The sequence below is a fragment of the Mesoflavibacter sp. CH_XMU1404-2 genome (genome assembly GCF_037029465.1).
GTDB lineage: Bacteria > Bacteroidota > Bacteroidia > Flavobacteriales > Flavobacteriaceae > Mesoflavibacter.
Genome location: NZ_JAYMEM010000026.1, coordinates 356262 through 382706, shown reverse-complemented (window position 1 = coordinate 382706; position 26445 = coordinate 356262). Strand labels below are relative to the sequence as shown.

Genomic DNA, 26445 nt, shown 5'->3' with positions numbered 1-26445 from the left:
TTACTCTGGTTTTCTGTTTTTAAATTGGTAAAATAAACCACCAATTATTAAAATGAATAACAACACAGAACTTGCCAAAGCAATTTTACTTCCAGTTTCTATTACTTTTGGTTCAAATTTAAATTCAACAGTGTGTTTTCCTTTAGGTATTTGAAGACCTCTTAACGCATAATTGACTTTGTAATGTGGCTTTAAGTTTCCATCGATGTAAGCATTCCATCCATTACCATAATACATTTCTGAAAATACTGCAAAACCATCATTTGGATTATTTGAACTGTATTTAATGTAATTAGGTTTATACGTTTCAACTTTTATAGATGCTGTTGAATCCACTTGAAACGTTTTTTCTTGTAATTCTGCTATACTGAAAATAGCTACATTTTTATTATCTAAACTGTCTAAAGTTTTAATTTCTTGATCGGCATTTTCAACGTTTTTAAGTTGTTTTACAAACCAAGCATTTCCGTTAGCTTCATTATTTACGTATGGAAATGGTTCTCCGTTTTCACCTTGTCCAATAATATATTTTGCATTAAGCATATTAAGGACATTTATATTATTATTAGATAGATAAAACTCGTATAAATCTTGGTAACGCTTCGGTTTTGCAGCGTGATAACCACCTAAAGCGTTGTGGAAATAACTTGCTTTTGCGCCACCTGAAGTTAAATCATACACTCGATAATTAGAATCGTCTTTTAAGATTTGTAAGTCGGCTTTATTGGCTTGGTACGGACGTTCCATTTTAATTTTCGATACAAAATCTTCATTGTTAACATAACGTCTATCAACACTTACTAAATCTACTACGATAAGAACAGTAAACGCAAGAATAACTTTAGTTTCGGTGAATTTCTTCTTTAAAAACAGATAAATAATTCCTGCGGAAAGTAGGACGAAAATTAAAGTTCTAAACGTGTCCATAGTTAGAAAACTAGCTCTGTCTTCGCGTAAAGCATCAACAAAATCTTGACCATAATTTTGACGATAATAACCGTCATTACCACCAACAAAATCGAAGAATCCAAATAATTTTCCTAACAGTATTAGAACTGTAAAACCAGCAGTAATTATAGTGGTTTTCTTTAATGCGTTAAGTTTTTCTTCATCAGAAGTATTATCAAATAATTTTTTTATTGCAATTATTGCCAAAATAGGAATACACAACTCTAAAATAACTTGTATAGAACTTACGGCTCTAAATTTGTTGTAAAGAGGTACAACGTTTATAAAAAAATCGGTTAAAAAGTCTAGATTCTTTCCGTAAGACAATAAAAGAGATAAAATAGTTCCGCCTAAAAGCCACCATTTTAAACGACCTTTTACTAAAAACAATCCTAAAACAAATAGAAAAATCACAACTGCTCCAACATAGGCTGGTGCTTCTACTATAGTTTGATCGCCCCAATATGTTGGTGTGCTTTTTGCGTATTCTTTAGCTTCTGCAGGTGAAACGCCTCTATCTGTAAAAAACTTATACATTGCAGAGTTTTCGCCAACATCTTCTCCGCTTCCGCCACCATAAAACCTTGGAATAAACAGGTTGAAACTTTCAATTATACCGTAACTATACTCTGTGATGTATTCTTTACTTAAACCATTTGTATTTGCTCTACTTGATCCATCTGGATTTATAGTTAACTCAGATTTTCCTCGTGTACTTTCATTAACATATTCCTTTGTCGCTAAAATATTTGTAGCATTAAGACCAATAGATAAAATTACAGCAACAGCTAATATTCCTATAGACTTAAAATAATGCGGTAATTCTTGTTTTTTATAAGCATCTATTAAATACACTATACCTAAAACAATGACTAGTAATAGTAAGTAATAGGTCATTTGATAGTGATTTGCAACCAATTCTAATCCCATTGCAACAGCTGTTAGTAAAAATCCAGCGATATATTTTTTTCTAAACGTGAGGATAATACCACTTAACACTAAAGGCATATAAGCAATAGCATGTGCTTTACTATTATGACCAACGCCGAGTATAATGATGAGATAGGTTGAAAACCCAAACGCTAAAGCGCCTAATCCAGCTAGTTTCCAATCTACTTTTAGCACCAAAAGCAGAATATAAAAACCTAAAAAATAAAGGAATAAATAATCTGCAGGTCTTGGTAAAAAGCGTAATGATAAATCTAATTTTTTAATATAATTATTTGGGTACTTTGCCCCTAATTGATAGGTAGGCATACCTCCAAAAGCACTATTTGTCCAATAGGTTTCTTCACCAGTTTCTGCTTTAAAATCTTTTTGTTGTTTTGCCATACCTTGGTAATGGACAATATCACTCTGGAAAATGGTTTTGCCTTGTAAAACAGGATTAAAATATAATAAGGCGCAAACAATAAAACCTACCAACACGATTAAGTGTGGTAATAACTTTTTAAAAGAAAATGGCATAAATAATTATAAATTCAATGAGGTTGAAAATTAGTCAATTTCTTCGTAATCTACATATTCACCTACATTTTTATTTGAAGATTTGTTTTCAGGCATTTTGTCTATGGTCACTTCACCTTCTTTACTTAAAGGTTCTTGACGTTGTTGGTTAAATGCACCACCAAAGCGTTCTTCAGCTTTTTTAGCAGCGTATTTAAATAAGACTGGCGCGAATATTCTAGATAGGATTTTAAATCCGTAGTAAATCAGTAATATTATTAATATGGTTCTTAATAAACCCATAATTCAAATTTTATTCAATAAATACAAAAATACAATTCTCTAATTTTAATTTCGTTATTTAATAGCTAAAAAAAATATAAAATCTCTATATTTGACTTTAAACAAATAGCTATGCTTAACCCAAAATCCTATATTAAATACGTATTATTTTTCTTTAGTATTTCGGCATTTTCTCAGTATACCGAAGTGATTAATTCTAACAGACCTGGCGAGTCTAAAAGTGCTTTTGCTGTTGGTGTAAATGTTGGTCAAATAGAAGCTGGACCTTATACTGTTAATGAAAAACATACACCTTTAAAGAATGAAGCTAAAGGTTTTGGAATTGACTTTGCACTACGCTACGGTTTGCTTTGGGAAGAGTTAGAAATTAACCTTGAAGGTACCTACCAAAACGATACGTTTACAGATAATAGATCTGCATTATCACCTAACGAGACTAAACGATCTAATTTTAGAAATTTTGCATTAGGTGCTAAATATTTGGTTTATGACCCATTTAAAAACAAAGAAGAAGAAAAACCAAACCTATACAGTTATCACGCTAATAAAAAGTTTAAATGGAGTAATTTAATTCCTGCTGTAGCTATTTACGGAGGCGTTAATCTAGATGCTAAAGACAATATTTACGTACCATATACAAATCCTTTTACTAGTCCTGCTTATGAAGGTGGCGTTAACTTTAAAGCTATGTTTGCTACACAAAACAACTTTAGTAGCGGTTGGGTATTTGTCACTAATTTTTCTATGGAAAGATTAGGTACAGATTTTTCTAGTTTTCAGTATATCTTAACGCTTACAAAAGCTTTAAATGAAAAGTTTGTACTGTTTGGAGAAACTCAAGGTATTAGCGGAGATTACTACGCAGATAATTTATTTAGATTTGGTGGTGCTTACCTTTTCGGAAAAGACTTTCAGTTAGATACCGCTTTAACTTTCAATACAAAAGATACACCTTCTGTTTTTAGCTTAAATTTTGGTGCGTCTTACAGGTTAGACTTTCACAAAGATCCACAAGTAGACAACGGTACTAATGTAATGGATGAATATGAAAGAAAAGCTAACAGAAACAGAAATAAGAAAAAGAAAAAAGGTGACGACGATTCTCCTTCTGATGATGGAAAACGAAAGAAAGAAACGCAAGTCATCAATTTTGACGACGAATAATCCTTATTTATAATCTATGATAACCATTAAAGAAGTAAAATCTAAAGCAGATTATAAAGCTTTTGTAAAGTTTCCTTTTAAAATCTATAATGATTGTGAATATTGGATTCCGCCAATAATAAGTCAAGAATTAGAAGTTTTTGACACTTCAAAAAACCCTGTTTTTAATGATGCTGAAGCTACATTACTATTAGCTTACAAAGAAGGTAAAGTTGTTGGTCGTGTAGCTGCAATTATAAATTGGTTAGAAGTAAACAAACAAGATGACAAAAAAATGCGCTTTGGTTGGTTTGATTTTATTGATGATTTAGAAGTTAGTAAAGCATTAATAGAAGAAGTAATTAAGATAGGAAAAAACAATAATTTAGAGTTTGTTGAAGGTCCTGTAGGCTTCTCAAACCTTGATAAGGTTGGTGTCTTAACCGAAGGATTTGATCATCCAAACGACATGATAACTTGGTATAACTATCCGTATTACCAAAAGCATTATGAAGCACTTGGCTTTAACATTGAAAAAACTTATATAGAAAGCTCTTTTAAATTTAGTAATGTAAATCCAGAATCTTTTGCTAAAATTCAAGATTTAATTAAAAGACGCTATAAGTTAAAACCACTAAATTTTACTAAGACTAAAGAGATAATGCCTTACGTAGATAAGATGTTTGACTTGTTTAACCTTTCTTATGCTAAACTATCTTCTTTTGTTGAAATTACTGATATTCAAAAAGAATATTTTAAGAAAAAATACATCAATTTTATAAATCCAGAATACATCAAATTTGTTGTAGATCAAGAAAACAACTTAATCGCTTTTGCTATTGTTATGCCTGGATTTACAAAAGCATTAAAAGAGATGAATGGTAAATTATTTCCTTTTGGATTTTTAAAACTTTTAAAAGCTAAAAAGGAAAGTAAAAGCGTTATCTTTTATTTAATTGGAGTACATCCTGATTATCAAAACAAAGGTGTACATGGTATTATTTTTAATGAATACTACCCTATTTTTAAAGAAAAAGGTATTGAAGATTGTTACCGAACTCCAGAATTAGAAAACAATGAAGCTATTCAAAAAATCTGGAAAAACTTCGACCCTAAAATTATAAAAAGGCGAAGCACTTATAGAAAAACATTATAGATAAAAAAATCCGATTTAAATATTTAAATCGGATTTTTAATTTTATATAAAAGTGAAAATATTATTCACCCATTGCTTTCATTAATGCTGCAGACATACGCTTGTAAGTACCATTTACAAGACGTTCTCTAATTGCATCAAAAGCATCTAATGTTTCATTTACATCTTCTAAAGTATGAGTTGCAGTAGGAATCATACGTAATAAGATTAATCCTTTTGGGATTACAGGATAAACAACTATAGAACAGAAAATACCATAGTTTTCTCTCAAGTCTTTAACTAACGCCATAGCTTCTGGAATACTTCCGTTAAGATACACAGGAGTTACACAACTTTGTGTAGTACCAATATCAAAACCACGTTCTTTTAATCCAGATTGTAAAGCGTCTACAATTTTCCATAAGTTTTGTTTTAACTCAGGCATTGTACGTAACATATCTAAACGTTTTAAAGCACCTTCTACTAATTGCATCTGTAAAGATTTTGCAAACATTTGAGAACGTAAATTGTACTTTAAATAGTCTATAATCTCTTGATCAGCAGCAATAAATGCTCCTGTACTAGCCATAGATTTTGCAAAGGTTGCAAAGTACACATCAATATCATCTTGTACACCTTGCTCTTCTCCTGCTCCTGCTCCTGTAGCTCCTAAAGTACCAAATCCATGAGCATCATCTACAAATAATCTAAAGTTGAATTTTTCTTTTAACGCTACAATCTCTTTTAAACGTCCTTGCTCACCACGCATTCCAAAAACACCTTCGGAAATTACTAAAATTCCTCCACCTGTTTGTTCTGCCATTTTTGTAGCACGCTCTAAGTTTTTTTCTAAACTTTCAATATCATTGTGCTTGTATGTAAAACGCTTACCGTGGTGTAATCTTACACCGTCAATGATACATGCATGTGCATCTACATCGTAAACAATAATATCATCTTTAGATACTAAAGCGTCTACTGTAGATACCATTCCTTGGTAACCAAAGTTTAATAAGTAAGCTGCTTCTTTATTAACAAATTCTGCTAACTCATTTTGTAGTTTTTCGTGTAAATCTGTGTGACCAGACATCATACGTGCTCCCATAGGGTAAGCAGAACCGTATTTTGCAGCAGCTTCTGCATCTACTTTTCTTACTTCTGGGTGATTAGCCAAACCTAAGTAATCGTTGATACTCCAAGTAATAACTTCTTTTCCTTGAAATTTCATACGATTTGAAATTTGCCCTTCTAATTTAGGGAATACAAAGTAACCTTCTGCTTGCGACGCCCATTTTCCTAACGGTCCTTTGTCTTTGTATATTTTCTCAAATAAGTCTTTCATCTTTAAATGATTATTAAGCCTATGGCTTAAGCTATTAGTATTTAGTTAGATTGGACAAAATTAGGCATTTTTATAATTCTTGCATAATTAATCTTCCAACTATTATTAACAAAAAAGTTAACCAAAATGAAATCTCATTAAGGCTAACTTTTATTTTATGATTTTATGCGTTATTTAACGTACTGAATGCTTTGAGCTGCTTCTTCATTTTGACTATCAAAAAAGCCTTGATCACTCATCCATTTGTCACTATAAACTTTGCTCATGTATCTTGATCCATGATCTGGGAAAATTACGACAACCTTATCTGTTGGTTTGAAGTAATCTTCTTCGTTTAATTGTTTTATAGCTTGCATTGCTGCTCCAGATGTGTAACCTACAAATAATCCTTCTGTTGTTGCAATCTCTCTTGCTGTATGTGCACTTTCTTCGTCTGTTACTTTTACAAACTGATCGATTACATCAAAATCTGTTGCTGTTGGTATTAAGTTTTTACCTAATCCTTCAATACGATAAGGATAGATTTCATCTTTATCAAACTCACGTGTTTCATGATACTTTTTTAATACCGAACCGTAAGCATCAACACCAATAACTTTGATATTTGGATTTTGTTCTTTTAAATACTTTGCAGTACCAGAAATTGTTCCTCCTGTACCACTACAGGCTACTAAATGCGTGATTTGACCTTCAGTTTGGTTCCATATTTCTGGACCTGTTGATTGGTAATGTGCATCTAAATTTAATTGATTAAAGTATTGGTTAATGTAAACCGATCCTTTAATCTCACTATGTAAGCGTTTTGCTACTTCGTAATAACTTCTTGGGTCATCTGCACTTACGTTTGCTGGGCAAACGTAAACTTTTGCACCCATAGTTTTAAGCATGTCTATTTTGTCTGCAGAAGACTTAGAGCTTACAGCTAAAATACAATCGTAACCTTTGATAACACTTACCATTGCTAAACTAAATCCTGTGTTACCAGAAGTAGTTTCGATAATAGTATCACCCGGTTTAATTATACCTTGCTTTTCTGCTTGTTCAATAATGTATAAAGCTATACGATCTTTTGAGGAGTGTCCTGGGTTAAAAGCCTCTACCTTAGCGTGGTAGTTTCCTTTAAACTCAGACGTCATTTTGTTTAGTTTTATTAGCGGAGTATTGCCGATTAGGTCTAATGCGCTATTAAAAACTTGTTTACTTTGTTCCATAAATGCTGTTTAAAAGCTACTTATTTTTCAGTTTTAATCACTAAAACCTGACAAAAATAAGCATTTTTTTTGATTAATCAGTAATTCCTTCCAAATAGAATAAAAAGGCGTACTCTAGTGCAACTTCTTTTAATGCTTCAAACCTTCCAGAAGCACCGCCATGACCAGCATCCATATCTGTTTTTAATAATAATAAATTATTATCTGTTTTTAACTCTCTTAATTTTGCAACCCATTTTGCTGGTTCCCAATACTGTACTTGAGAGTCATGTAACCCTGTAGTAACTAACAAATTAGGATATTGTTTTTCTTCTACATTATCATATGGTGAGTAGGATTTCATATAATGATAATAGTCTTTATTGTTTGGGTTACCCCATTCATCATATTCTCCTGTGGTTAATGGGATACTATCGTCTAACATAGTAGTTACAACATCTACAAATGGTACTGCTGCAATAACACCTTTATATAATTCTGGATTTAAATTGATAACTGCTCCCATTAATAATCCGCCAGCACTTCCTCCCATAGCATATAAATGATCTGAAGATGTATAATTTTGTTCAATTAAATATTTAGAACAGTCTATAAAATCTGTGAAAGTGTTCATTTTTTTAAGAAGCTTTCCGTCTTCATACCATGGTCTTCCTAAATATTCACTACCTCTAATATGTGAAATTACATATATAAAGCCTCTATCTAACAAACTTAATCTAATCGTAGAGAAATAAGGATCTATGGTAGAACCGTAACTTCCGTAGGCATACTGAAGTAAAGGATTTGTACCATCTAATTTGATACCTTTTTTGTAAACAACAGACATTGGTATTTTTTTTCCGTCTCTAGCTGTTGCCCAAATTCTTTCAGAAGTGTAATTATCTTTATCAAAATTTTTATCTAAAACTTCTTGCTCCTTTTTAATTTCTTTAGTTTTTGACTTAAAATTATAATCGATTACAGAGCTTGGTTGTGTTAATGCATTAAAAGAATACCTTAACACATCACTATTAAAATCTGGATTATTGCCAATACTTGCTGTGTAGGTTTCACTTTCAAAATCAAGATAATAGTCTTCTTTATTATCCCAACTCATTATACGTAAAAGGTTTAATCCGTTTTTACGCTCGTTAACGACCAAATAATTTTTAAAAATTTCAATATCTTCAACTAAAACATCTTCTCTGTGCGATAGTACATCTGTCCAGTTTTCTTTTGCTGTAGCTGTTTCTGGCGTTTTTTGAACCTTAAAATTAGTCGCTCCATCTTTATTAGTGATAATGTAAAAACTATCGTTATAGTGTGCTATGGAATACTCTAAATCTCGCTCTCTAGTTTGAAATACTTTAAAGTCGCCTTCAGGATTATTAGCTTGTAAAACTCTATATTCTGAAGTCTGTGTACTAGAACTACCAATAATTAAGTATTTTCTTGATTTTGATTTATATACATAAGTATGAAATGTATCATCTTCTTCAACAAAAACCAATCTATCATCTGCAACCTTTTCTCCTATTTTATGACTGAAAATTTTATCCGATCTTAAAGTAACTTCATCTTTTTTAGCGTAAAAAATAGTTTTATTATCACTAGCCCAAGTAGAACTACCTGTTGTATTTTCAATAGTATCTTCTAAAATTTCACCAGTTAATAAATTTTTAATTTTAATGGTGTATTGTCTTCTACTTACCGTATCTATTGAAAATGTTGCCAAAGTATTGTCTTCACTGACAGAAAAACCACCTAATTTAAAGTAAGAATAGCCTTTAGCCATTTGGTTACAATCAAACAAAATTTCTTCTTCGGCATCTATAGTTTCTTTTTTTCTGGTGTAAATTGGGTAATCTTTTCCTTGCTCAAATTTGGTGATATACCAGTATCCGTTAAACTTATACGGTACACTTTGGTCATCTTCTTTTATACGAGATTTCATCTCTTCAAAAAGTGATTTCTGAAAATCTTCTGTAGACTTTAAAACAGCATCTGTATAGTCATTTTCGGCATGTAAATAATCTAAAACGTCTTTATCTTCTCTTTGGTTTAACCAATAATAATTATCTACTCTTACATCGTTATGTATCGTAAGTTCTTTCTTTATTTTTTTGGCTTTTGGAGCTATTAATTCAGAATTAAAATCTGTCATTTTAAGTTCATTTTTTTAGGAAAAAGCAAATGTAAAGTTAAATAACAAAACAGCTAAATCATTTAATGAATAATTGAGTTGAAATTTATCTATTGAAATTAATAAATTTGCATTTATAATTTTAAAACTAATTAAGATGTTTGGAGACCTTATGGGAATGATGGGTAAATTAAAAGAAACCCAAAAAAAAGTTGAAAAAACTAAAAAACGTTTAAACACTGTTTTAGTAGACGAGAAAAGTGCTGATAACCTTTTACAAGTTACTTTAACAGCTAATAGAGAGATAAAGTCTATAAGTATAGATGATGCTTTACTTGAAGATAAAGAGCAATTAGAAGACTATTTAATCTTAACATTAAACAAAGCCATTACAAAAGCTACAGAAGTGCATGAAACCGAAATAGCTGCTGTTGCTAAAGATGGTATGCCAAATATACCAGGTATGGACATGTTTAAATAACATTGTGTCTTTAATACAAATAAAAAAAGGGAGCCTAATTAGGCTTCCTTTTTTGTTTGATTATATTGATTTTATAACTTTTTCTACTTTATCAATTTGTTGATCTGTGATATGTAAATGTGTGACCATTCTTAATTTATTATTACCCATATTGGTGATTAAAATTTTATGTTCAGAAAGTAATTTCAATAGCTTTTCACTTTTATCCTTGAACAGTTCAAAAATAACGATGTTTGTCTCTACCGGTTCTACATTTTTAACACAGTCAGATTGTTTTAATAATTCAATTAAATACTTCGCTTTTTTATGGTCTTCTGCTAATCTTTCAATATTATGTTCTAACGCATACAAGCCTGCTGCTGCTAAAAATCCTACTTGACGCATACCGCCGCCTAAAATCTTTCTAATTCTTATGGCATTTTCCATTATGGCTTTATCACCAACTAAAACAGAACCAATAGGACAACCTAAACCTTTACTTAAACAGACAGATATGGTATCAAAAGCTTTACCGTATTGTTCTGTAGTTTCGTTTTTTGCAACTAACGCATTCCATAATCTTGCGCCATCTAAATGAAATCCTAAGTTATGTGTTTTACAAAGTGATTTTATTTTTAATATTTCGTCAAAATCCCAACATGCGCCGCCACCTTTATTGGTTGTATTTTCAATTTCTACTAATCTAGTTAAGGGACTATGATAAAAATCTGGTGGATTTATAGCTTCTTCAACTTGTTCTGCAGTAAACATTCCGCGATTTCCATCTAATAAGTTACAAGACACGCCACTATTAAAAGATGCGCCACCACCTTCATAATTAAAAATATGAGCATATTTATCGCAAATTACTTGGTCACCAGGATTGGTGTGTAACTTAATAGCGGTTTGATTAGCCATAGTACCACTAGGAAAAAACAATGCTTTTTCTTTTCCAAAAAGATTAGCTATTTTTTCTTCTAAAGCGTTAACCGTTTCATCTTCATCATACACATCATCTCCAACTTTGGCTTGCATCATTGCTTCAAGCATTTTTGGTGTTGGTTTAGTTACTGTATCGCTTCTTAAATCTATAATCATTAGTATATTTTTTAGAGATAAAACTATAAATATTGTTTTAATAAATTTTAGAATCTTACTAATAATTTTATTTTTGTTTCAAACAATATATTATATGATTACAACAGATCAAATTAAAGATCTTAACAAACGCCTTAATGCTTTAAGGCAATATCTTTGACTTAGACGCAAAGACTATCGAGCTTCGTAACGAAGAAGAAAAAACATTTGACCCGAATTTTTGGAACGATTCTAAAGCTGCAGAACAAATCATGAAATCCATTAGAGAAAAGAAAAAATGGATAGAAGATTATAATACTGCCAAAACTTTTGTAGAAGACTTAGAAGTTATTTATGAGTTTTTTAAAGAAGAGGAAGCTAGCTTAGAAGATGTAGAATCTAGGTTTGAAAAAGCTGAAACTGCTATTGAAAATCTTGAATTTAAAAATATGCTTTCTGAAGAAGGTGATAGCCTAAGCGCTGTTTTACAAATAACAGCAGGTGCTGGCGGTACAGAAAGCTGCGATTGGGCAAGTATGCTTATGCGTATGTATTTAATGTATGCTGAAAAAAATGGTTTTAAGGTAAAAGAACTTAACTTTCAAGAAGGTGATGTTGCAGGTATAAAAACAGTGACTTTAGAAATTGAAGGCGACTTTGCTTTTGGTTGGTTAAAAGGCGAAAACGGTGTACATAGATTAGTAAGAATTTCGCCATTTGATAGTAACGCAAAACGACATACAAGTTTTGCTTCTGTTTATGTTTATCCTTTGGTTGATGATACTATTGAAATCGAAATTAATCCAGCAGATATTGAAATTACCACCGCTAGATCAAGTGGAGCCGGAGGACAAAATGTAAATAAAGTTGAAACTAAAGTGCAGTTAACACACAAACCTACTGGAATTCAAATTTCGTGTTCCGAAACACGATCTCAACACGATAACCGTGCTCGTGCCCTACAAATGCTAAAATCTCAGCTTTATGAAATTGAACTTCAAAAACAAATGGCACAACGTGATGATATTGAAGCTAGTAAAATGAAAATTGAATGGGGAAGCCAAATACGTAACTACGTTATGCATCCATACAAGTTAGTTAAAGACGTACGTTCTGGTCACGAAACTGGTAATGTAGACGCTGTAATGGATGGTCATATAGAACCATTTTTAAAGTCTTATTTAATGATGATGGGACAACAAACCGAAGACAATAATAACCTCTAAAAATTAATATGATTAAAATATATCACAACCCAAGATGTAGAAAATCTAGAGAAGGATTTCAAATTCTTGAAGAATCAGGTAAAGATTTTGAAATTGTAAAATATTTAGAAAATACGCCTACAAAAGAAGAACTTTCTGACATCATAAAACTACTGGGTATTAAACCAATTGACCTAGTTAGAAAAAATGAATCTATTTGGAAAGAAAACTACAAGAACAAACAATTATCTGACAATGAAATAATTATAGCAATGACTGAAAACCCTAAGTTAATAGAACGACCAATTGTTGTAAATAAAAATAAAGCTATTGTTGGAAGACCACCTGAAAATATTAAAAAAATTATTTAAATTGTATCGCTATTAATCATTAATATTTAAAATCATAAATAATTATAGAGTAATAAAATCTCCCCTTAAACAATAATGATAGTAGTATATCACAACCCAGACTCTCCAAACTCAAATAAGTGTTTAGAAATTTTAGAGACAAGTAAACATGACCAAGAAGCTATTAAATATCAGGATAAACCTTTAGATAAAATAAAACTTCAAAAAATAATAAAGCTTCTTAAAATTAATCCAGAAGAACTAATTAGGAAAGAAAGTAAAGTCTGGAAAGAAAATTTTGATCACTTGCATCAAGATGATCATAAGTTTAATAACGAAGAGCTTTTGGATCTAATGGTTGAGTATCAAGAAATTATTGAAAGACCAATAATTATTAACGGAGAAAAAGCCCTAATAGGAAAACCTGCAAAACGCATCTTTAATATAACTTCAGACTAATTAACGTACGTTAACACTATTCATTTTTATTTAACAAAGCTTTAACCAAGTCAGGTTAAACCTGTAAGTATTTTTGGCGTCTTAGAACAAAAACCTAATTATGACTAAAAAAATACTAACCAGTTTTATTCTTTTATTTACAACGCTAATTTTTGCTCAGAGCGAAAAAGAAATTACAGTAAAAGGTAAAATTGTAGACGCTAACACTCAAACACCATTAGAATACGCTACAATTGTATTTACTAGCACAACAGATGCAAGTGATGTTACCGGAGGAATAACAGATACCAAAGGTAATTACAACATTAAAGTTGCAGCAGGAACTTATAACATTTCATACGAATATATTGGCTTTAAAAAGCTAACAATCAACAACAAATCAATTACTAGTAATACAAACTTAGGTACCACTTCCCTATCTGTAGATGCCGAAACTTTAGATGAAATTGAAATCGTTGCCGAAAAAACTACTGTAGACATCAGACTTGATAAAAAAATCTACAACATTGGTAAAGATTTAACCACAGCTGGCGGAACTGTAAGTGACGCTTTAAATAATGTACCATCAGTTTCTGTAGATATTGAAGGTGGTATTAGTTTAAGAGGTAACGAAAATGTTAGAATTTTAATTAACGGTAAACCATCTGCACTTGCTGGTTTTGGAGACAGCAATGTGCTAAGTCAGCTTCCTGCAGAAGCAATAGAGCGTGTAGAGGTTATTACGTCACCATCTGCTAGATATGATGCCGAAGGTACTGCTGGTATCTTAAATATTATTCTTCGTCAAAAAGAAACTTTAGGATTTAATGGATCTATTAATTTAAATGCTGGTAACCCAGATTTAGTTGGTGTTGCTACAACATTAAACTACAGAACAGAAAAATTCAACCTATTTTCAAACATAGGTTTTAGATATTATGATGCACCAAGAACAAGTGATAGTGACACCTATTACTTTGATTATTTAGATGAAGACGGTATTTTACAAACACCAGAATATAGACAAATTATAGAAGACCAAGATGTTACTAGACTTAATCGTAATTATAACGGTAACATTGGTATGGAATACTTCTTATCAGATAAAACCTCTTTAACAGGAAGTTTTTTCTACAGATATGGTGAAGATGCAGATTTATCAACAAATATTTCAGAACGTTATAACGGTGGTTTAGTTGAACAAACTACAAGATACGAGCGTCAAAATGAAGAAGATAATAGCTACCAATTCGCATTAAATTACATCACTAAATTTGATGATAACGGACATCAATTAACTGCAGATTTCCAGTATGTGATTGATAAAGAAGAGCAATTTACGTTTTTAGATGAAAATTACGATTTTACTGAAGATACTAACCCAGAACCTTTTCAAAGAGAACAAATTTATCAAACTGAAGACCAAAAAGAATATTTAGTACAAGCAGATTATGTATTGCCAATTGGTGAAGATTCTAGGTTTGAAGCTGGTTACCGTGGTAGTTTTCAAAATGAAATTACAGACTATCTTTTAGAGCAAGAAGATATAACTGATGGTTCTTTATTTGTAAACGATACTATCACAAATGTTTTTGATTATACTGAAAATGTTAACGCACTTTACACGCAATACGGTACTAAATTAGGTAAATTCTCTTTCCTTTTAGGTCTTAGATTAGAGCACACACAGTTAAAAGGAAAAATTGATTCAAGATTATCAGATCAAGAATTAAACGATGCTTTTGGTTTCCCGATTGATACAGATTTTGATAAAAACTATTTAGGTTTATTCCCTACGGTAAACTTAATTTATAACCTTGCAGATGAAGATCAAAGTGAAGAAAGTATAACACTTGGTTATAACAGACGTATTAACAGACCTCGTGGTTGGTTTATTAACCCATTCCCAACTAGATCAAGTAGAACAAGAGTTTTTCAAGGTAACCCTAATTTAAATCCTGCGTTTTCAAGTACATTTGATTTAGGTTATTTAAAACGTTGGGACAAATTAACCCTTACTACTTCTGTGTATTACCAACATGAAACTGACTCTTTTGAGCGTGTTCAAGAAAATACTGGTGGTACAACATCAGACGGAATTAACATTATTAGAACCATTCCGGTTAACCTATCTACAAACAAGCGTACAGGTGCAGAACTTGGCGTGTTATACAACCCAGAAAAATGGTTACGTTTAAATTCTAGTATTAACTTCTTTCAATTTAATACAGAAGGAGAATTTAACGACGTAGATTATAGCGCAAAAAACACAAGTTGGTTTGCTAGATTTAGTAGTAAAGTGACTTTACCTGCAAAGATAGATTGGCAAACAAATGCTTTTTATAGAGGCGCAAGATCTGATGCTCAATCTGATACAGACGGAATTTTCTCTATGGATTTAGCCTTTAGTAAAGAGATTTTTAAAGACAAAGCAACACTATCACTAAACATTAGAGATGTATTTAACTCTAGAAAAAGAAACTCGGTAACTACAACTGCTACAGAACGTGTTATATCTGAGTTCCAATGGAGACAACGCCAAATTACATTATCTATGATCTATAGATTTAATCAGAAAAAAGATCGTAATAGAGGTAACAGAAATAATGACTACAACGGTGACGACGAATTTGAAGGATAGTTTTTCAGTTAGCAGTTAGCAGTTAGCAGTTAGCAAAATTAAAAAAGGGTTTATTAAATTATAATAAACCCTTTTTTACATCCTAAAATAACAATCAACTTGTCATTCCGAAGGAGGAACGACTGAAGAATCTAAAAATAAAAAAGACTCTTCGCTACGCTCTGAGTGACAAACTAAAAATAGAAATATCAACTGTCATTCCGAAGAATTGAGGAATCTCATAATCTTAAATAAATAGATTCTTCACTTTCATTTCGACTGCGCTCAATGTGACAGCTCTAAATGACAAACAACTCTAATAAAGAGCATAAAAAAAGGGAAATTCTAAAATAGTTTTAGAATTTCCCTTTTTAAATATGATTAATAAAAAGCTTAAGCCTGTTGTCTTTTTGCTTTTTTCTCTTCTTTAATTTCTTTTAAACGCTCTATTAAGCTTCCTCCAATCCAATAAGGAACTACAAATGTGATTAAAAAAATCATTAACCAAAATCCTATGGTTAAGATAGTTAAAAATGCTAAAAAGCCTAAATATTGGTCAAATTCGAACATGATTACGTCTAATTACTTGTTTATTGTTACCGCAAAGATACTTATTACCTTTTTTTTAAACAACACTATCCTAAAAATTATTAACAGAGTTGTTAAGAACTAATCTAAAAACTCAAGAACCTAACATTATTTTTTTTGTTATTTCAGCAACTACACTCACAAAAACCTCTTTAATTATTTGTAAACCAGTTTTTTGTGCTCTGCCCCAAAACTTTGAAAGACGCATCATAATTTTTCGTTTTGACTCTGTGGTCAAAGCATTTTTTATTTCATCTGTTTCCTTTTCTAAAATTTCTATTTCTATTATTTTCTCTTCCGTTTGATTTTCTTTCAAATTTTTAAGCTTCTCTTTAGAGCTTTCTAAATATTCCTCTAAAAATAATTGTTGTTCTAAATTAAAAGTTTCTTTATCTGCATTATCATCTAATATTTCAAACTTTTGAAAGAATTTTTCTGCATTTGATATAACAATTGGATCATCAAAAAATGAATTAGTACTTTCATAAGAATGAAGAAGATCTAACCAAATTTTAAATTGTGTATCAAGATGTTTTATATTAATCCAAGCTTTATATTGATTAGGTTCATCATCATTTTTCGGCTTTCTATCCATTAGAAATTGAAATGAACCATCTTGCTTTTTTTGATACTGTACTATTTTAAAATAAAAATCAGACTCTTCATCTACATCAACAACTGAAAGTAAGTTATCTCTTGGATCTGTGACTATAAATTTGTCACCAGATAAATTAACAAATGATTCTAACGCTTTTAAAATCGTTATAGGCAATTTCTTCTTTTTATTATTCATTTTTTTAATTATTCCTTTTAGTAAAATATTTTCATAAATAACATTTCCAATTTCGACAAATTATTCAAAACCTCAAACACAAACCCTAAAAAGTATTTATTTCTTATTAACATTCACTTAATTAAGACCTCATTTTTTTATAAATTTGTAGTCTTATTTTTATAATCAACTATACCATGGAATACAGAATAGAAAAAGATACAATGGGCGAGGTTAAAGTGCCTGCAGACAAACTTTGGGGCGCACAAACAGAACGCTCTCGTAACAATTTTAAAATTGGTGCGCCTGCATCTATGCCTTTAGAAGTTGTTTACGGTTTTGCTTACCTTAAAAAAGCGGCTGCTTACACTAACTGCGAGCTTGGCGTGTTACCGGTAGAAAAACGCGACCTTATTGCTAAGGTTTGTGACGAAATTTTAGCAGGTAAACATGATGATCAGTTTCCGTTAGTAATTTGGCAAACTGGTTCTGGTACACAATCTAACATGAATGTTAACGAGGTTATCGCTAACCGTGCACATCAATTAGCTGGTAAAACTATTGGTGAAGGCGATAAAACCATTCAACCAAATGATGATGTTAACAAATCGCAATCGTCTAACGATACCTTCCCAACAGGAATGCACATTGCGGCGTACACAAAAATTGTAAAAACAACCATACCTGGTGTTAAACAATTACGTAATACCTTAAAAAAGAAATCTGAAGAGTTTAAAAACGTTGTAAAAATTGGTCGTACACACTTAATGGATGCAACACCATTAACCTTAGGACAAGAGTTTTCTGGTTACGTATCTCAGTTAGATCACGGTTTAAAAGCGTTAGAAAACACTTTAGACCACTTAAAAGAATTGGCTTTAGGTGGAACAGCTGTTGGTACTGGTCTTAACACTCCAAAAGGTTACGATAAACGCGTTGCAGAGTTTATAGCTGAATTTACAGGTTTACCATTTATCACTGCACCAAACAAATTTGAAGCTTTAGCTGCACACGATGCTATTGTAGAAAGTCATGGCGCTTTAAAACAATTAGCAGTGTCGCTTAACAAAATTGCTAACGATATACGTATGATGGCGTCTGGACCAAGATCAGGAATTGGTGAGATTATCATTCCTGCAAATGAGCCAGGAAGTTCTATTATGCCAGGAAAAGTAAACCCTACGCAATGCGAAGCTTTAACCATGGTTTGCGCGCAAGTTATGGGTAACGATGTGGCGATAACTGTTGGTGGTACACAAGGTCATTACGAGCTTAACGTATTTAAACCTGTTATGGCGGCTAATATTTTACAATCTGCTCAATTAATTGGTGATGCTTGTGTAAGTTTTGACGAAAATTGTGCATCTGGTATAGAGCCTAACCACGCTGTAATTAAAGAATTATTAAACAACTCTTTAATGTTAGTGACTGCTTTAAACACAAAAATTGGTTACTACAAAGCTGCCGAAATTGCTAATACAGCACACAAAAACGGTACTACTTTAAAAGAAGAAGCAATTAATTTAGGTTATGTAAGCGCAGAAGATTATGACGAATGGGTTAAACCAGAAGACATGGTTGGAAGCTTAAAATAAGCTATTTTAATAACCAAAATAAAAAAACCGTTAAAAGAGATTTTAACGGTTTTTTGTTGAGAATAGTTAGTTACTTTAAGTCTTAAAGTATAAATATAGTAATTGTTTTTTTTCAAAGCAAATGTGTTTTAAAGACTGTCTTTCAATTCTTGTAATTTCTATATCTTTGAAACTATAACAAACCATAACAATATTACATGTCTACATTAATTATCAATATAAAATCATTACTACAAGTTAGAGAAAATTGTCCGTCTTTTATTTCAGGAAAAGACATGAAAACGCTTCCAACTATTGAAAACGCTTATGTTTTAATTGAAGATGATACTATTGTAAGTTATGGACCAATGGAAGACGCTGCTTCCATAGAAGCAGAAACCACTATTGACGCGACTGGTAAATTTGTGTTACCAACATGGTGCGACTCACATACACATATTGTTTATGCTGGTAATCGTGAGTTAGAATTTGTAGACCGCATTAACGGATTGACTTACGAAGAAATTGCCAATCGTGGTGGCGGAATTTTAAACAGCGCTAAAACACTTCAAAATACCTCTGAAGACGAACTTTACAATCAGTCGATAGAACGTGTTAAAACCGTAATGAAACTTGGTACTGGTGCAATAGAAATAAAATCTGGTTACGGATTAACACCAGAAGCCGAACTAAAAATGCTTCGCGTAATTAAACGTATAAAAAAGGAATTTCCAGTAAAAGTAAGAGCCACATTTTTAGGTGCACATGCGCTTCCTCTTCACTATAAAAATAACAAACAAGGTTATTTAAATGAAATTATAAATGAAATGCTACCGCAAATTGACAGAGAACAATTAGCAGACTACATTGATATTTTTTGCGAAAAAGGCTATTTTGATTTAGACGATACTAAACAAATTATAGAAGCTGGTAAAAAATATCATATGCCTTCAAAAATACATGTTAATCAATTTAATACGTTTGGTGGCGTAGCTTTAGCGGTACAACACAATGCTTTAAGCGTAGATCATTTAGAAGAAATGAATGATGAAGATATCAACATATTAAAAGGAAGCAGCACTATGCCAGTTGCGTTACCGTCTTGCTCCTACTTTTTAAGTATACCGTATTCACCTGCAAGAAAAATGATTGATGCAGGTTTACCTTTAGCTTTAGCTACAGATTATAATCCAGGATCTACACCTAGCGGAAATATGAATTTTGTAGTAAGCACAGCTTGTATTAAAATGAAAATGACTCCTGAAGAAGCCATAAACGCAGCAACCATTAATGGTGCTTACGCTATGGGTATAGAAAAACAATACGGAAGTATTACAAGAGGTAAAAAAGCCAATTTAATAATCACTAAACAGATACCTAGCTACTATTATTTACCATATTCTTTTGGTGAAAACAATATAGAAACCGTAATCATTAATGGTCAAATTATTGCATAAAAAAACCCAAAAATTAATTTGGGCTTTTTAGTGGAATAATTAACAATATCTACATTGTTTCTGAATATTATTTAAGGGTAAATTCAGAGCTAGATACCAATTCGTTTCCGTTAAATACGTTTACTTGATAGCGACCATCTTCAAAATCGTCGTCTGTATTATTACTTACAAACTCACATATATCTAAGTTTCCATTTTCGTAATTAAACTTACTTATAACGCTATAATTTAAAGTTTGCTCTCCAAAAGTTACTTGTTGATTTGCTCCTAAAATATTGTTTTTAGGATCAATAACCTGTACGTAAAGCTCTTTATCTCCAGATTGTACTAACTTGTTTTTAGCAACAGTATAACATACTCTAATTTTGTCTACACGTCTTGCTCTTTCCATTGGCACTAACTTACCATTATTACGCACTAAAACACCATATCCTTTAAGATTTACTGTATTTAAAACAGCTGCATTTTCCATAACTTCAGCTAAAGCTGTATTTTGAATCATTAAAGAGTCATTAAATATTGCTCTTTCTTCAAGTTGAACTTTTGTACTGTCTAAAGTTGTTGCTAATTGCATGTTTTCTACTTTTAAACGATCATTTTCTGTAAGTAAAACATCCATTTCTTCTTGTAATGCAAGATACTTTTGTTTGTATCTCCATAAGCTTTTTACGTTAGTTTCAGCAGTTTCTAAAGAGTCTATCAATCCTTGTATACGTTCTCTTGCTTCTACTAAGTTTTGGTTAGTGACTTCGTTTTCGCTTAATGCTAAATCATATTTAGCTTTCATTTCGTTTAAATTAGCTAATACGTCGTTTTTTTCTGTTGTTAATTGCTGTTCTGTTTCTTGCTTTTCATTGTAAAGAGAACCTGTATAAACAGCTGTACCAATAAACAAGACTAGTGCTATACCTAATGCCACTTTTAATCCTGTGCTTGCAGTGTCGTTTGCCATAATATTTAATTGTTTTTAAGGGTGAAACGTTAATTCTTTTTTTTGGATAAAACTTTGATTTAAAAACCTTAATTTTATTCTGCAAAACTTATAAAAAGCAAATGGAAAAACTAATTTTATTAGAAAAATCAGAAGTAAACAATATACTTAATACTCGTGATGGAGAAACAAAATTTGGTGAACAAATTAAGTTGTTATCCAACGTTTCTAATATATACGACGCAATTAAATCTTTAGACGTTGACTATGTGATTTTTGGTTTACCAGAAGATATTGGTGTGTTCGCAAACCTAGGAAATACTGGCACTCACAACGCTTGGAATGCTACAATTAAAGTTTTGTTAAATATACAAAGTAACCATTTTACAGCAGCCAATAGAGTTTTAATATTAGGACATTTAGATTTTACTGAAGAATTAGTGCAACTGTCAAAACTTAAGCAAAGTCATAAAAAACACGTACAAAATGCCAGAAAATTAGTTACCGAAATTGATAAGCACGTTACAGATTTAGTGAGCACCATTATTAGTACTGGCAAAACACCTATTGCTATTGGTGGCGGACACAATAATGCTTACGGAATGATTAAAGGCTCATCATTAGGATTAAAAAAACCGATTAATGCCATTAATTTTGATGCGCATACCGATTTTAGAGCTTTAGAAGGACGACATAGCGGAAATGGTTTTAGTTACGCATACAATGAAGGTTTTTTAAAAAAATACTTTGTTTTTGGTTTACACGAAAACTATACCTCTATTCCTATTTTTGAAACTTTAGACACTGATAAAAAGCTAGATTACATAACCTATGAAGACATAGAAGTAAGACAAAAAACATCATTTAAAAACGCTTTAAAACAAGGTAAAGATCATATTAGCAAAAATGAATTTGGTATTGAAATAGACTGCGATGCTATTATAAATATACCAAGCAGTGCAAAGACACCAAGCGGATTTAGCGTAAAAAAAACAAGGCAATTTTTACATTACTTTGCAAAGCGTAAACACGTAAAATATTTGCATATTTGCGAAGCTGCTCCAACTAAAAAAACAGCTAATCAAGTAGGAAAATTAATTACTTACTTAATAACCGATTTTATAAAAGCAAAACACACTAAAAATGAATAAACTTAAACTTGAATACATACGATTAACCTTAGCTTTTTTAGTTTTTGTTTATGTAGTTACACACTTATTTATGTACATAAATCGTGTGGAGTCACAATGGTTTCAAGTGTTAGCAGAAATACTTACCATACCAAGTTTAATATTAATTATTGCTATTCCTGTTTGGATGATTATTGATTTAGCTAGAAAAAAAGTTGCCGATAAATCTATTTTTAATTTAACGTTTTTTATCTCGGTTATTTCAATTCTTTTGATAGGTTTTGCTATGGTTGCCATAAATTAACTTTCATTAAAAAGGCATCAAAATCATTACAATATTTTTCATCGGAATTACATAAAACAGAAAGAGTTTCAATCATTAAATTGTTAAGTTGTTCATTATTTGGGTTTAGTTGATAGGCCAATTTAAACTCAGCATAAGCACCTTTATAATTTTTAGAATACATTCGATTAATTCCTGATTCTAGTAAAAAATTATAAGCTATTTTATCTTCTCTATTTTCTAACTTTTGCTTGGCAATATTTGTAGTTTTTGAGTGCTTCATAAAATCATTTATCATTGAAAATGAAATAGGTGTAATAATCAAAATCATCACCAAAGCTATTAAAGCAACTTTTTTAGATGAAGATTTAGAATGCTGAAGCTTAAATTCTCTTTTATAATTAGAAACAGCTGTGAAAGACGGTTTTCTTTCAACAGAAAAAGGTTTACGTGGTTTCATTTTATAAACCCAACTTAACGAACCAAATCCCATGTATCCCATAATCTGCTTTACTTATAAGTCTGAAAATCAAAATAATTGTTACAAAAAAAGCACTCAAAAATTGAGTGCTTTTTAAAACTAACTAACGTCTAAAATTAAGCCATCACGCTTATAACTTTATCTTCTTTTTCTTTAGCAATCTTAGTTTCAAATTGATTGGAAGTATTTTTTTTGCCACCAGCTTTTAAAGCTTTTTCTCCAGCAAAAAATGTTTTATGGTCGTCTCCTAAATCTGATCCTGCCATACGTTGGTGTTTTACACAAGCTACACCTTTACGTATTTCTTGTCTTTGTACACCTTTTACATAAGCCAACATACCGTCTTCACCAAAATAACCTTTGGTTAAATCACTCATGTGTAACGCAGTTGTGTGATACGTAGGTAACGTAATTAAATGATGAAAAATTCCTGCTTCTTTAGCCCCATCTAATTGGAAGGTTTTAATTTTTGCATCTGCTCTTTTACATAATTCACTACCATCATATTTTACATCCATTAAATTGTCTTTATCGTATGCAGTTACATCTTGTCCTGCTTCTAACATGTCTTCAAAAACTTGTTTTCTAAAGTTTAATGTCCAGTTAAATGAAGGCGAATTATTGTAAACCAATTTTGCATTAGGAATAACTTCTCTTACACGATTTACCATATGCGCTATTTGCTTTACATTTGGAGTTGGCGTTTCTATCCATAATAAATCTGCTCCGTTTTGTAAACTTGTTACACAATCTAGCACAACTCTATCAATGTTAGATCCATCTTTAAACTTATATAATCCATTTGGAAGACGAACAGGTTTTACCAGTTTACCGTTTCGTTTTAATAACACTTCGTTGTCTTTTATTTGATCAAGATTGACTTCTTCTGTTTCAATAAAGTCTAAATATTTTGAAGCTAAATCTCCAGGAACTTGGCTTACCGGAAGCTTTTGTGTTAATCCTGCACCTTCAGAGTCTGTTCTTGCGACAATAATTCCATCATCAACACCAAGCTCTAAAAAAGCATATCTAACCGCATTTAATTTTGCAATAAAATCTTCATGAGGTACAGTAACTTTACCGTCTTGGTGTCCGCATTGTTTAGCATCAGACACTTGATTTTCTATTTGAATCGCACAAGCACCAGCTTGTATCATTTTTTTAGCTAATAAATAGGTAGCTTCCTCATTACCAAAACCAGCATCAATATCTGCTATAATTGGAACAATATGGGTTTCAAAATTATCAATTTGATCTTGCACATCTTCTCCTAATTCTAAACGTCTAAATAAATCGTTTAGTTCTATTGCATCTGCTTGACGTAAAAAGTCATAAATTTCTGCAATTAGACTTGGAACAGCTGTTTTTTCGTGCATTGATTGGTCTGGTAACGGTCCAAATTCTGAACGTAATGCTGCAACCATCCAACCTGATAAGTATAAATACCTTTTGCTTGTTGTTTTGTGGTGTTTTTTTACAGCAATCATTTTTTGTTGTGCTACAAAACCATGCCAACAACCTAAAGATTGTGTGTAATTTGAAGCGTCTGCGTCATAATCTGCCATATCTTTTCTCATAATTGCTGCTGTATATTTAGCAATATCTAAGCCTGTTTTAAATTGGTTTTGTGTGACCATTCTTGCAGCACTTTCTGGATTAATAGCATTCCAAGTATTTCCAAACTTAGCCTTAAGTTCTTTTACTTTTTGTAATGCAGAGCTGTAATTAGTTTCTGATAAATTTTTCATAATTTTGCATAAGTTATTTATTAATAATCAGATCCTGTAGACTGTTGCCGCAATCGCAGGATCGCTTTTTTTATAGATATTGGTAAGCTGGAAGTGTTAAAAACTCTTCAAACTTTTTAGCTGTCACTAATTTTTTAAATAATGAAATAGCTAATTTAAATTTGGTTTTTGGTAAGTTATCTTCACCTACTTCTGTGATAATTTTTTCAATTTCGTCATCAAAAATATCCTGAAATAAAGCTTGATTAAACACGCGTCCATCTTCTAAAGTCACTTCATTTTTTAACCATTGCCAAACTTGCGTTCTTGATATTTCTGCAGTTGCAGCGTCTTCCATCAAATTGTATAATGCAACTGCACCGTAACCACGTAGCCAAGCTTCGATATAAAGAATACCTACGTTTATGTTTTTTCTTATTCCTGCTTCGGTAACAGTACCTTCTGGGATTTCTACTAAATCTTGTTCGGTAATAGTTACATCGTCTCTAGTTACGTGCAATTGGTTTGGCGTTTTCATGTGTTTGTTAAACTCATTCATCGCAACTTCTACCAATGCTGGATGCGCTACCCAAGTACCATCATGACCATTTTTGACTTCGCGTTCTTTGTCTTTTCTAACTTTTTCTAGCGCTTCTTTGTTAGCAGATTCGTTATTTTTTATAGGAATTTGTGCCGCCATGCCACCAATTGCTAAAATGTCTCTTTTATGACATCTTTGAATTACTAATTTTGAATATGCGTCCATAAAAGGCGACGTCATTGTTACTTGATCACGATTTGGCACTACAAAATTTGGGTGATTTCTAAACTTTTTGATGTATGAAAAGATATAATCCCAACGTCCGCAATTAAGTCCGACAATATGGTCTTTTAACTCATAAATAATTTCATCTAACTGAAAACTTGCAGTAATTGTTTCGATTAAAACCGTTGCTTTAAATCTTCCGACAGGAACATTTAAATAATTTTCGGCAAAAGTGAAAACCTCGTTCCACCAACGCGCTTCTAAATAATGCTCTAATTTTGGCAGATAAAAGTAAGGCGCTGTTCCGTTTTCTAACATAGTTTTTGTGTTATGAAACACATACAAACCAAAATCTACTAAGCTTCCTGACGCTTCTTGATCGTTAAATAAAAGATGTCTTTCGTTTAAATGTAAACCTCTTGGTCTAACTAACAAAACTGCTGTTTTTGCATTAAGTCTATAGCTTTTATTTCTATTTAAATCGACTAAAGAAATTGTTTTTTTATTAGCATCAATAAGGTTTTGTTGACCTTCAATAGAGTTTTTCCAACTTGGTGCATTACTATCTTCTAAATCTGCCATAAAAGTTTTTGCGCCAGAGTTTAAAGCATTAATTATCATCTTTCTATCTACTGGTCCAGTAATCTCTACGCGTCTATCTTGCAAATCTTCAGGAATTGAATTTGCTGTCCAATCGCCTTCTCTAATTACTTTTGTTTCTCTAGGAAATTCAGGAATTTGACCTTTATCAAACACCTTTTGTTGGTCTTTTCTTCTGGAAAGCAACTTTAATCTAGAGTCGTTAAATTTTTCGTGTAACACACCTAAAAACTCTAAAGCTTCATCGGTTAAAATTTCTGGGTAATAGTTTTTTACTTCTGCTGAAAATTGCACTACTGGCATTTTTAAAGTTTTGTTTTCCATGACATTTAATTT

General features: G+C 31.5%; 23 protein-coding genes. 11 read left to right on the top strand and 12 right to left on the bottom strand.

Annotated features, from left to right (window positions below; all coding sequences use genetic code 11):
• A complete protein-coding gene (locus tag WA327_RS10185; RefSeq protein ID WP_336069364.1) occupies positions 1–2415 on the bottom strand; it encodes a YfhO family protein in 2415 nt (804 codons plus the stop codon).
• Between the two features lie 30 nt (positions 2416–2445).
• Positions 2446–2697 carry a DUF4834 family protein gene (locus WA327_RS10180; protein WP_336069362.1) on the bottom strand — a complete coding sequence of 84 codons (252 nt, stop codon included), beginning with the start codon at positions 2695–2697 and terminating at the stop codon, positions 2446–2448.
• Positions 2698–2808: 111 nt separating this feature from the next.
• Here WA327_RS10180 and WA327_RS10175 point away from each other — a divergent pair, with 111 nt between their 5' ends.
• Both WA327_RS10175 and WA327_RS10170 read left to right on the top strand, forming a co-directional pair.
• Entirely contained in the window at positions 2809–3861 is a 1053-nt protein-coding gene (locus tag WA327_RS10175; protein WP_336069360.1) for a transporter, read from the top strand.
• A 16-nt stretch (positions 3862–3877) separates the two neighbouring features.
• A complete protein-coding gene (locus WA327_RS10170; protein ID WP_336069358.1) occupies positions 3878–4996 on the top strand; it encodes a GTP cyclohydrolase in 1119 nt (372 codons plus the stop codon).
• 61 nt (positions 4997–5057) lie between these two features.
• On the opposite strand, the gene WA327_RS10165 is transcribed toward WA327_RS10170, so the two are convergent.
• The 3 genes from WA327_RS10165 to WA327_RS10155 form a co-directional block, all read right to left on the bottom strand.
• The gene (locus tag WA327_RS10165; RefSeq protein WP_336069356.1) at positions 5058–6317 is read right to left on the bottom strand and encodes an aminotransferase class I/II-fold pyridoxal phosphate-dependent enzyme; all 1260 of its coding nucleotides are present in this window, start codon (positions 6315–6317) and stop codon (positions 5058–5060) included.
• Between the two features lie 170 nt (positions 6318–6487).
• Positions 6488–7528 (bottom strand): cysteine synthase family protein, encoded by a 1041-nt coding sequence (locus WA327_RS10160; RefSeq protein ID WP_336069354.1) that lies wholly within the window; start codon positions 7526–7528, stop codon positions 6488–6490.
• Positions 7529–7601: 73 nt separating this feature from the next.
• Positions 7602–9671 (bottom strand): S9 family peptidase, encoded by a 2070-nt coding sequence (locus WA327_RS10155; protein WP_336069353.1) that lies wholly within the window; start codon positions 9669–9671, stop codon positions 7602–7604.
• Positions 9672–9807: 136 nt separating this feature from the next.
• Here WA327_RS10155 and WA327_RS10150 point away from each other — a divergent pair, with 136 nt between their 5' ends.
• A complete protein-coding gene (locus WA327_RS10150; protein WP_336069350.1) occupies positions 9808–10131 on the top strand; it encodes a YbaB/EbfC family nucleoid-associated protein in 324 nt (107 codons plus the stop codon).
• A 60-nt stretch (positions 10132–10191) separates the two neighbouring features.
• Here the strand turns inward: WA327_RS10150 and WA327_RS10145 are convergent, their stop codons facing one another.
• Positions 10192–11208 carry a GntG family PLP-dependent aldolase gene (locus WA327_RS10145; RefSeq protein WP_336069348.1) on the bottom strand — a complete coding sequence of 339 codons (1017 nt, stop codon included), beginning with the start codon at positions 11206–11208 and terminating at the stop codon, positions 10192–10194.
• A gap of 94 nt (positions 11209–11302) precedes the next feature.
• Between WA327_RS10145 and prfB the strand changes: the two genes are divergently transcribed.
• The 4 genes from prfB (at position 11303) to WA327_RS10125 (ending at position 15821) form a co-directional block, all read left to right on the top strand.
• Positions 11303–12413 (top strand): peptide chain release factor 2 gene (prfB, locus tag WA327_RS10140; protein WP_304141719.1). Its coding sequence is split into 2 segments (ribosomal slippage): positions 11303–11365 and positions 11367–12413, totalling 1110 coding nucleotides; the frame shifts between segments, so codons are not numbered across the junction.
• A gap of 8 nt (positions 12414–12421) precedes the next feature.
• Positions 12422–12763 (top strand): arsenate reductase (glutaredoxin), encoded by a 342-nt coding sequence (arsC, locus tag WA327_RS10135; protein ID WP_304141718.1) that lies wholly within the window; start codon positions 12422–12424, stop codon positions 12761–12763.
• Between the two features lie 75 nt (positions 12764–12838).
• Positions 12839–13201: an ArsC/Spx/MgsR family protein gene (locus WA327_RS10130; protein WP_304141716.1), complete on the top strand. Its 363-nt coding sequence runs from the start codon at positions 12839–12841 to the stop codon at positions 13199–13201.
• 100 nt (positions 13202–13301) lie between these two features.
• Entirely contained in the window at positions 13302–15821 is a 2520-nt protein-coding gene (locus WA327_RS10125; RefSeq protein ID WP_336069342.1) for a TonB-dependent receptor domain-containing protein, read from the top strand.
• Between the two features lie 372 nt (positions 15822–16193).
• On the opposite strand, the gene WA327_RS10120 is transcribed toward WA327_RS10125, so the two are convergent.
• Both WA327_RS10120 and WA327_RS10115 read right to left on the bottom strand, forming a co-directional pair.
• Positions 16194–16370: a hypothetical protein gene (locus WA327_RS10120; RefSeq protein ID WP_027878899.1), complete on the bottom strand. Its 177-nt coding sequence runs from the start codon at positions 16368–16370 to the stop codon at positions 16194–16196.
• 112 nt (positions 16371–16482) lie between these two features.
• On the bottom strand, positions 16483–17181 hold the full coding sequence (locus WA327_RS10115; protein WP_336069340.1) for a hypothetical protein: 699 nt from the start codon (positions 17179–17181) through the stop codon (positions 16483–16485).
• Positions 17182–17357: 176 nt separating this feature from the next.
• On the opposite strand from WA327_RS10115, the gene fumC reads away from it, so the two are divergent.
• Together fumC and hutI are read left to right on the top strand one after the other, a co-directional pair.
• The gene (gene fumC, locus WA327_RS10110) at positions 17358–18755 is read left to right on the top strand and encodes a class II fumarate hydratase (protein ID WP_336069338.1); all 1398 of its coding nucleotides are present in this window, start codon (positions 17358–17360) and stop codon (positions 18753–18755) included.
• A 197-nt stretch (positions 18756–18952) separates the two neighbouring features.
• The gene (gene hutI, locus WA327_RS10105; protein ID WP_336069336.1) at positions 18953–20191 is read left to right on the top strand and encodes an imidazolonepropionase; all 1239 of its coding nucleotides are present in this window, start codon (positions 18953–18955) and stop codon (positions 20189–20191) included.
• Positions 20192–20258: 67 nt separating this feature from the next.
• On the opposite strand, the gene WA327_RS10100 is transcribed toward hutI, so the two are convergent.
• On the bottom strand, positions 20259–21143 hold the full coding sequence (locus WA327_RS10100; RefSeq protein ID WP_336069334.1) for a chromosome partitioning protein ParA: 885 nt from the start codon (positions 21141–21143) through the stop codon (positions 20259–20261).
• Positions 21144–21244: 101 nt separating this feature from the next.
• Here WA327_RS10100 and WA327_RS10095 point away from each other — a divergent pair, with 101 nt between their 5' ends.
• Positions 21245–22273 (top strand): formimidoylglutamase, encoded by a 1029-nt coding sequence (locus WA327_RS10095; RefSeq protein ID WP_336069332.1) that lies wholly within the window; start codon positions 21245–21247, stop codon positions 22271–22273.
• Entirely contained in the window at positions 22266–22556 is a 291-nt protein-coding gene (locus WA327_RS10090) for a hypothetical protein (RefSeq protein WP_336069330.1), read from the top strand. Before WA327_RS10095 ends, WA327_RS10090 begins: the two co-directional genes overlap by 8 nt.
• On the opposite strand, the gene WA327_RS10085 is transcribed toward WA327_RS10090, so the two are convergent.
• The 3 genes from WA327_RS10085 to aceB all read right to left on the bottom strand — a co-directional run bounded on the left by WA327_RS10085 (position 22537) and on the right by aceB (position 26433).
• Positions 22537–22995, bottom strand: coding sequence for a hypothetical protein (locus WA327_RS10085; RefSeq protein ID WP_336069328.1), 459 nt, complete (start codon positions 22993–22995; stop codon positions 22537–22539). The genes WA327_RS10090 and WA327_RS10085 overlap by 20 nt on opposite strands.
• A gap of 137 nt (positions 22996–23132) precedes the next feature.
• Entirely contained in the window at positions 23133–24764 is a 1632-nt protein-coding gene (locus WA327_RS10080) for an isocitrate lyase (protein WP_336069326.1), read from the bottom strand.
• Between the two features lie 70 nt (positions 24765–24834).
• A complete protein-coding gene (aceB, locus tag WA327_RS10075) occupies positions 24835–26433 on the bottom strand; it encodes a malate synthase A (RefSeq protein ID WP_336069324.1) in 1599 nt (532 codons plus the stop codon).
• Positions 26434–26445 lie beyond the last annotated feature (12 nt).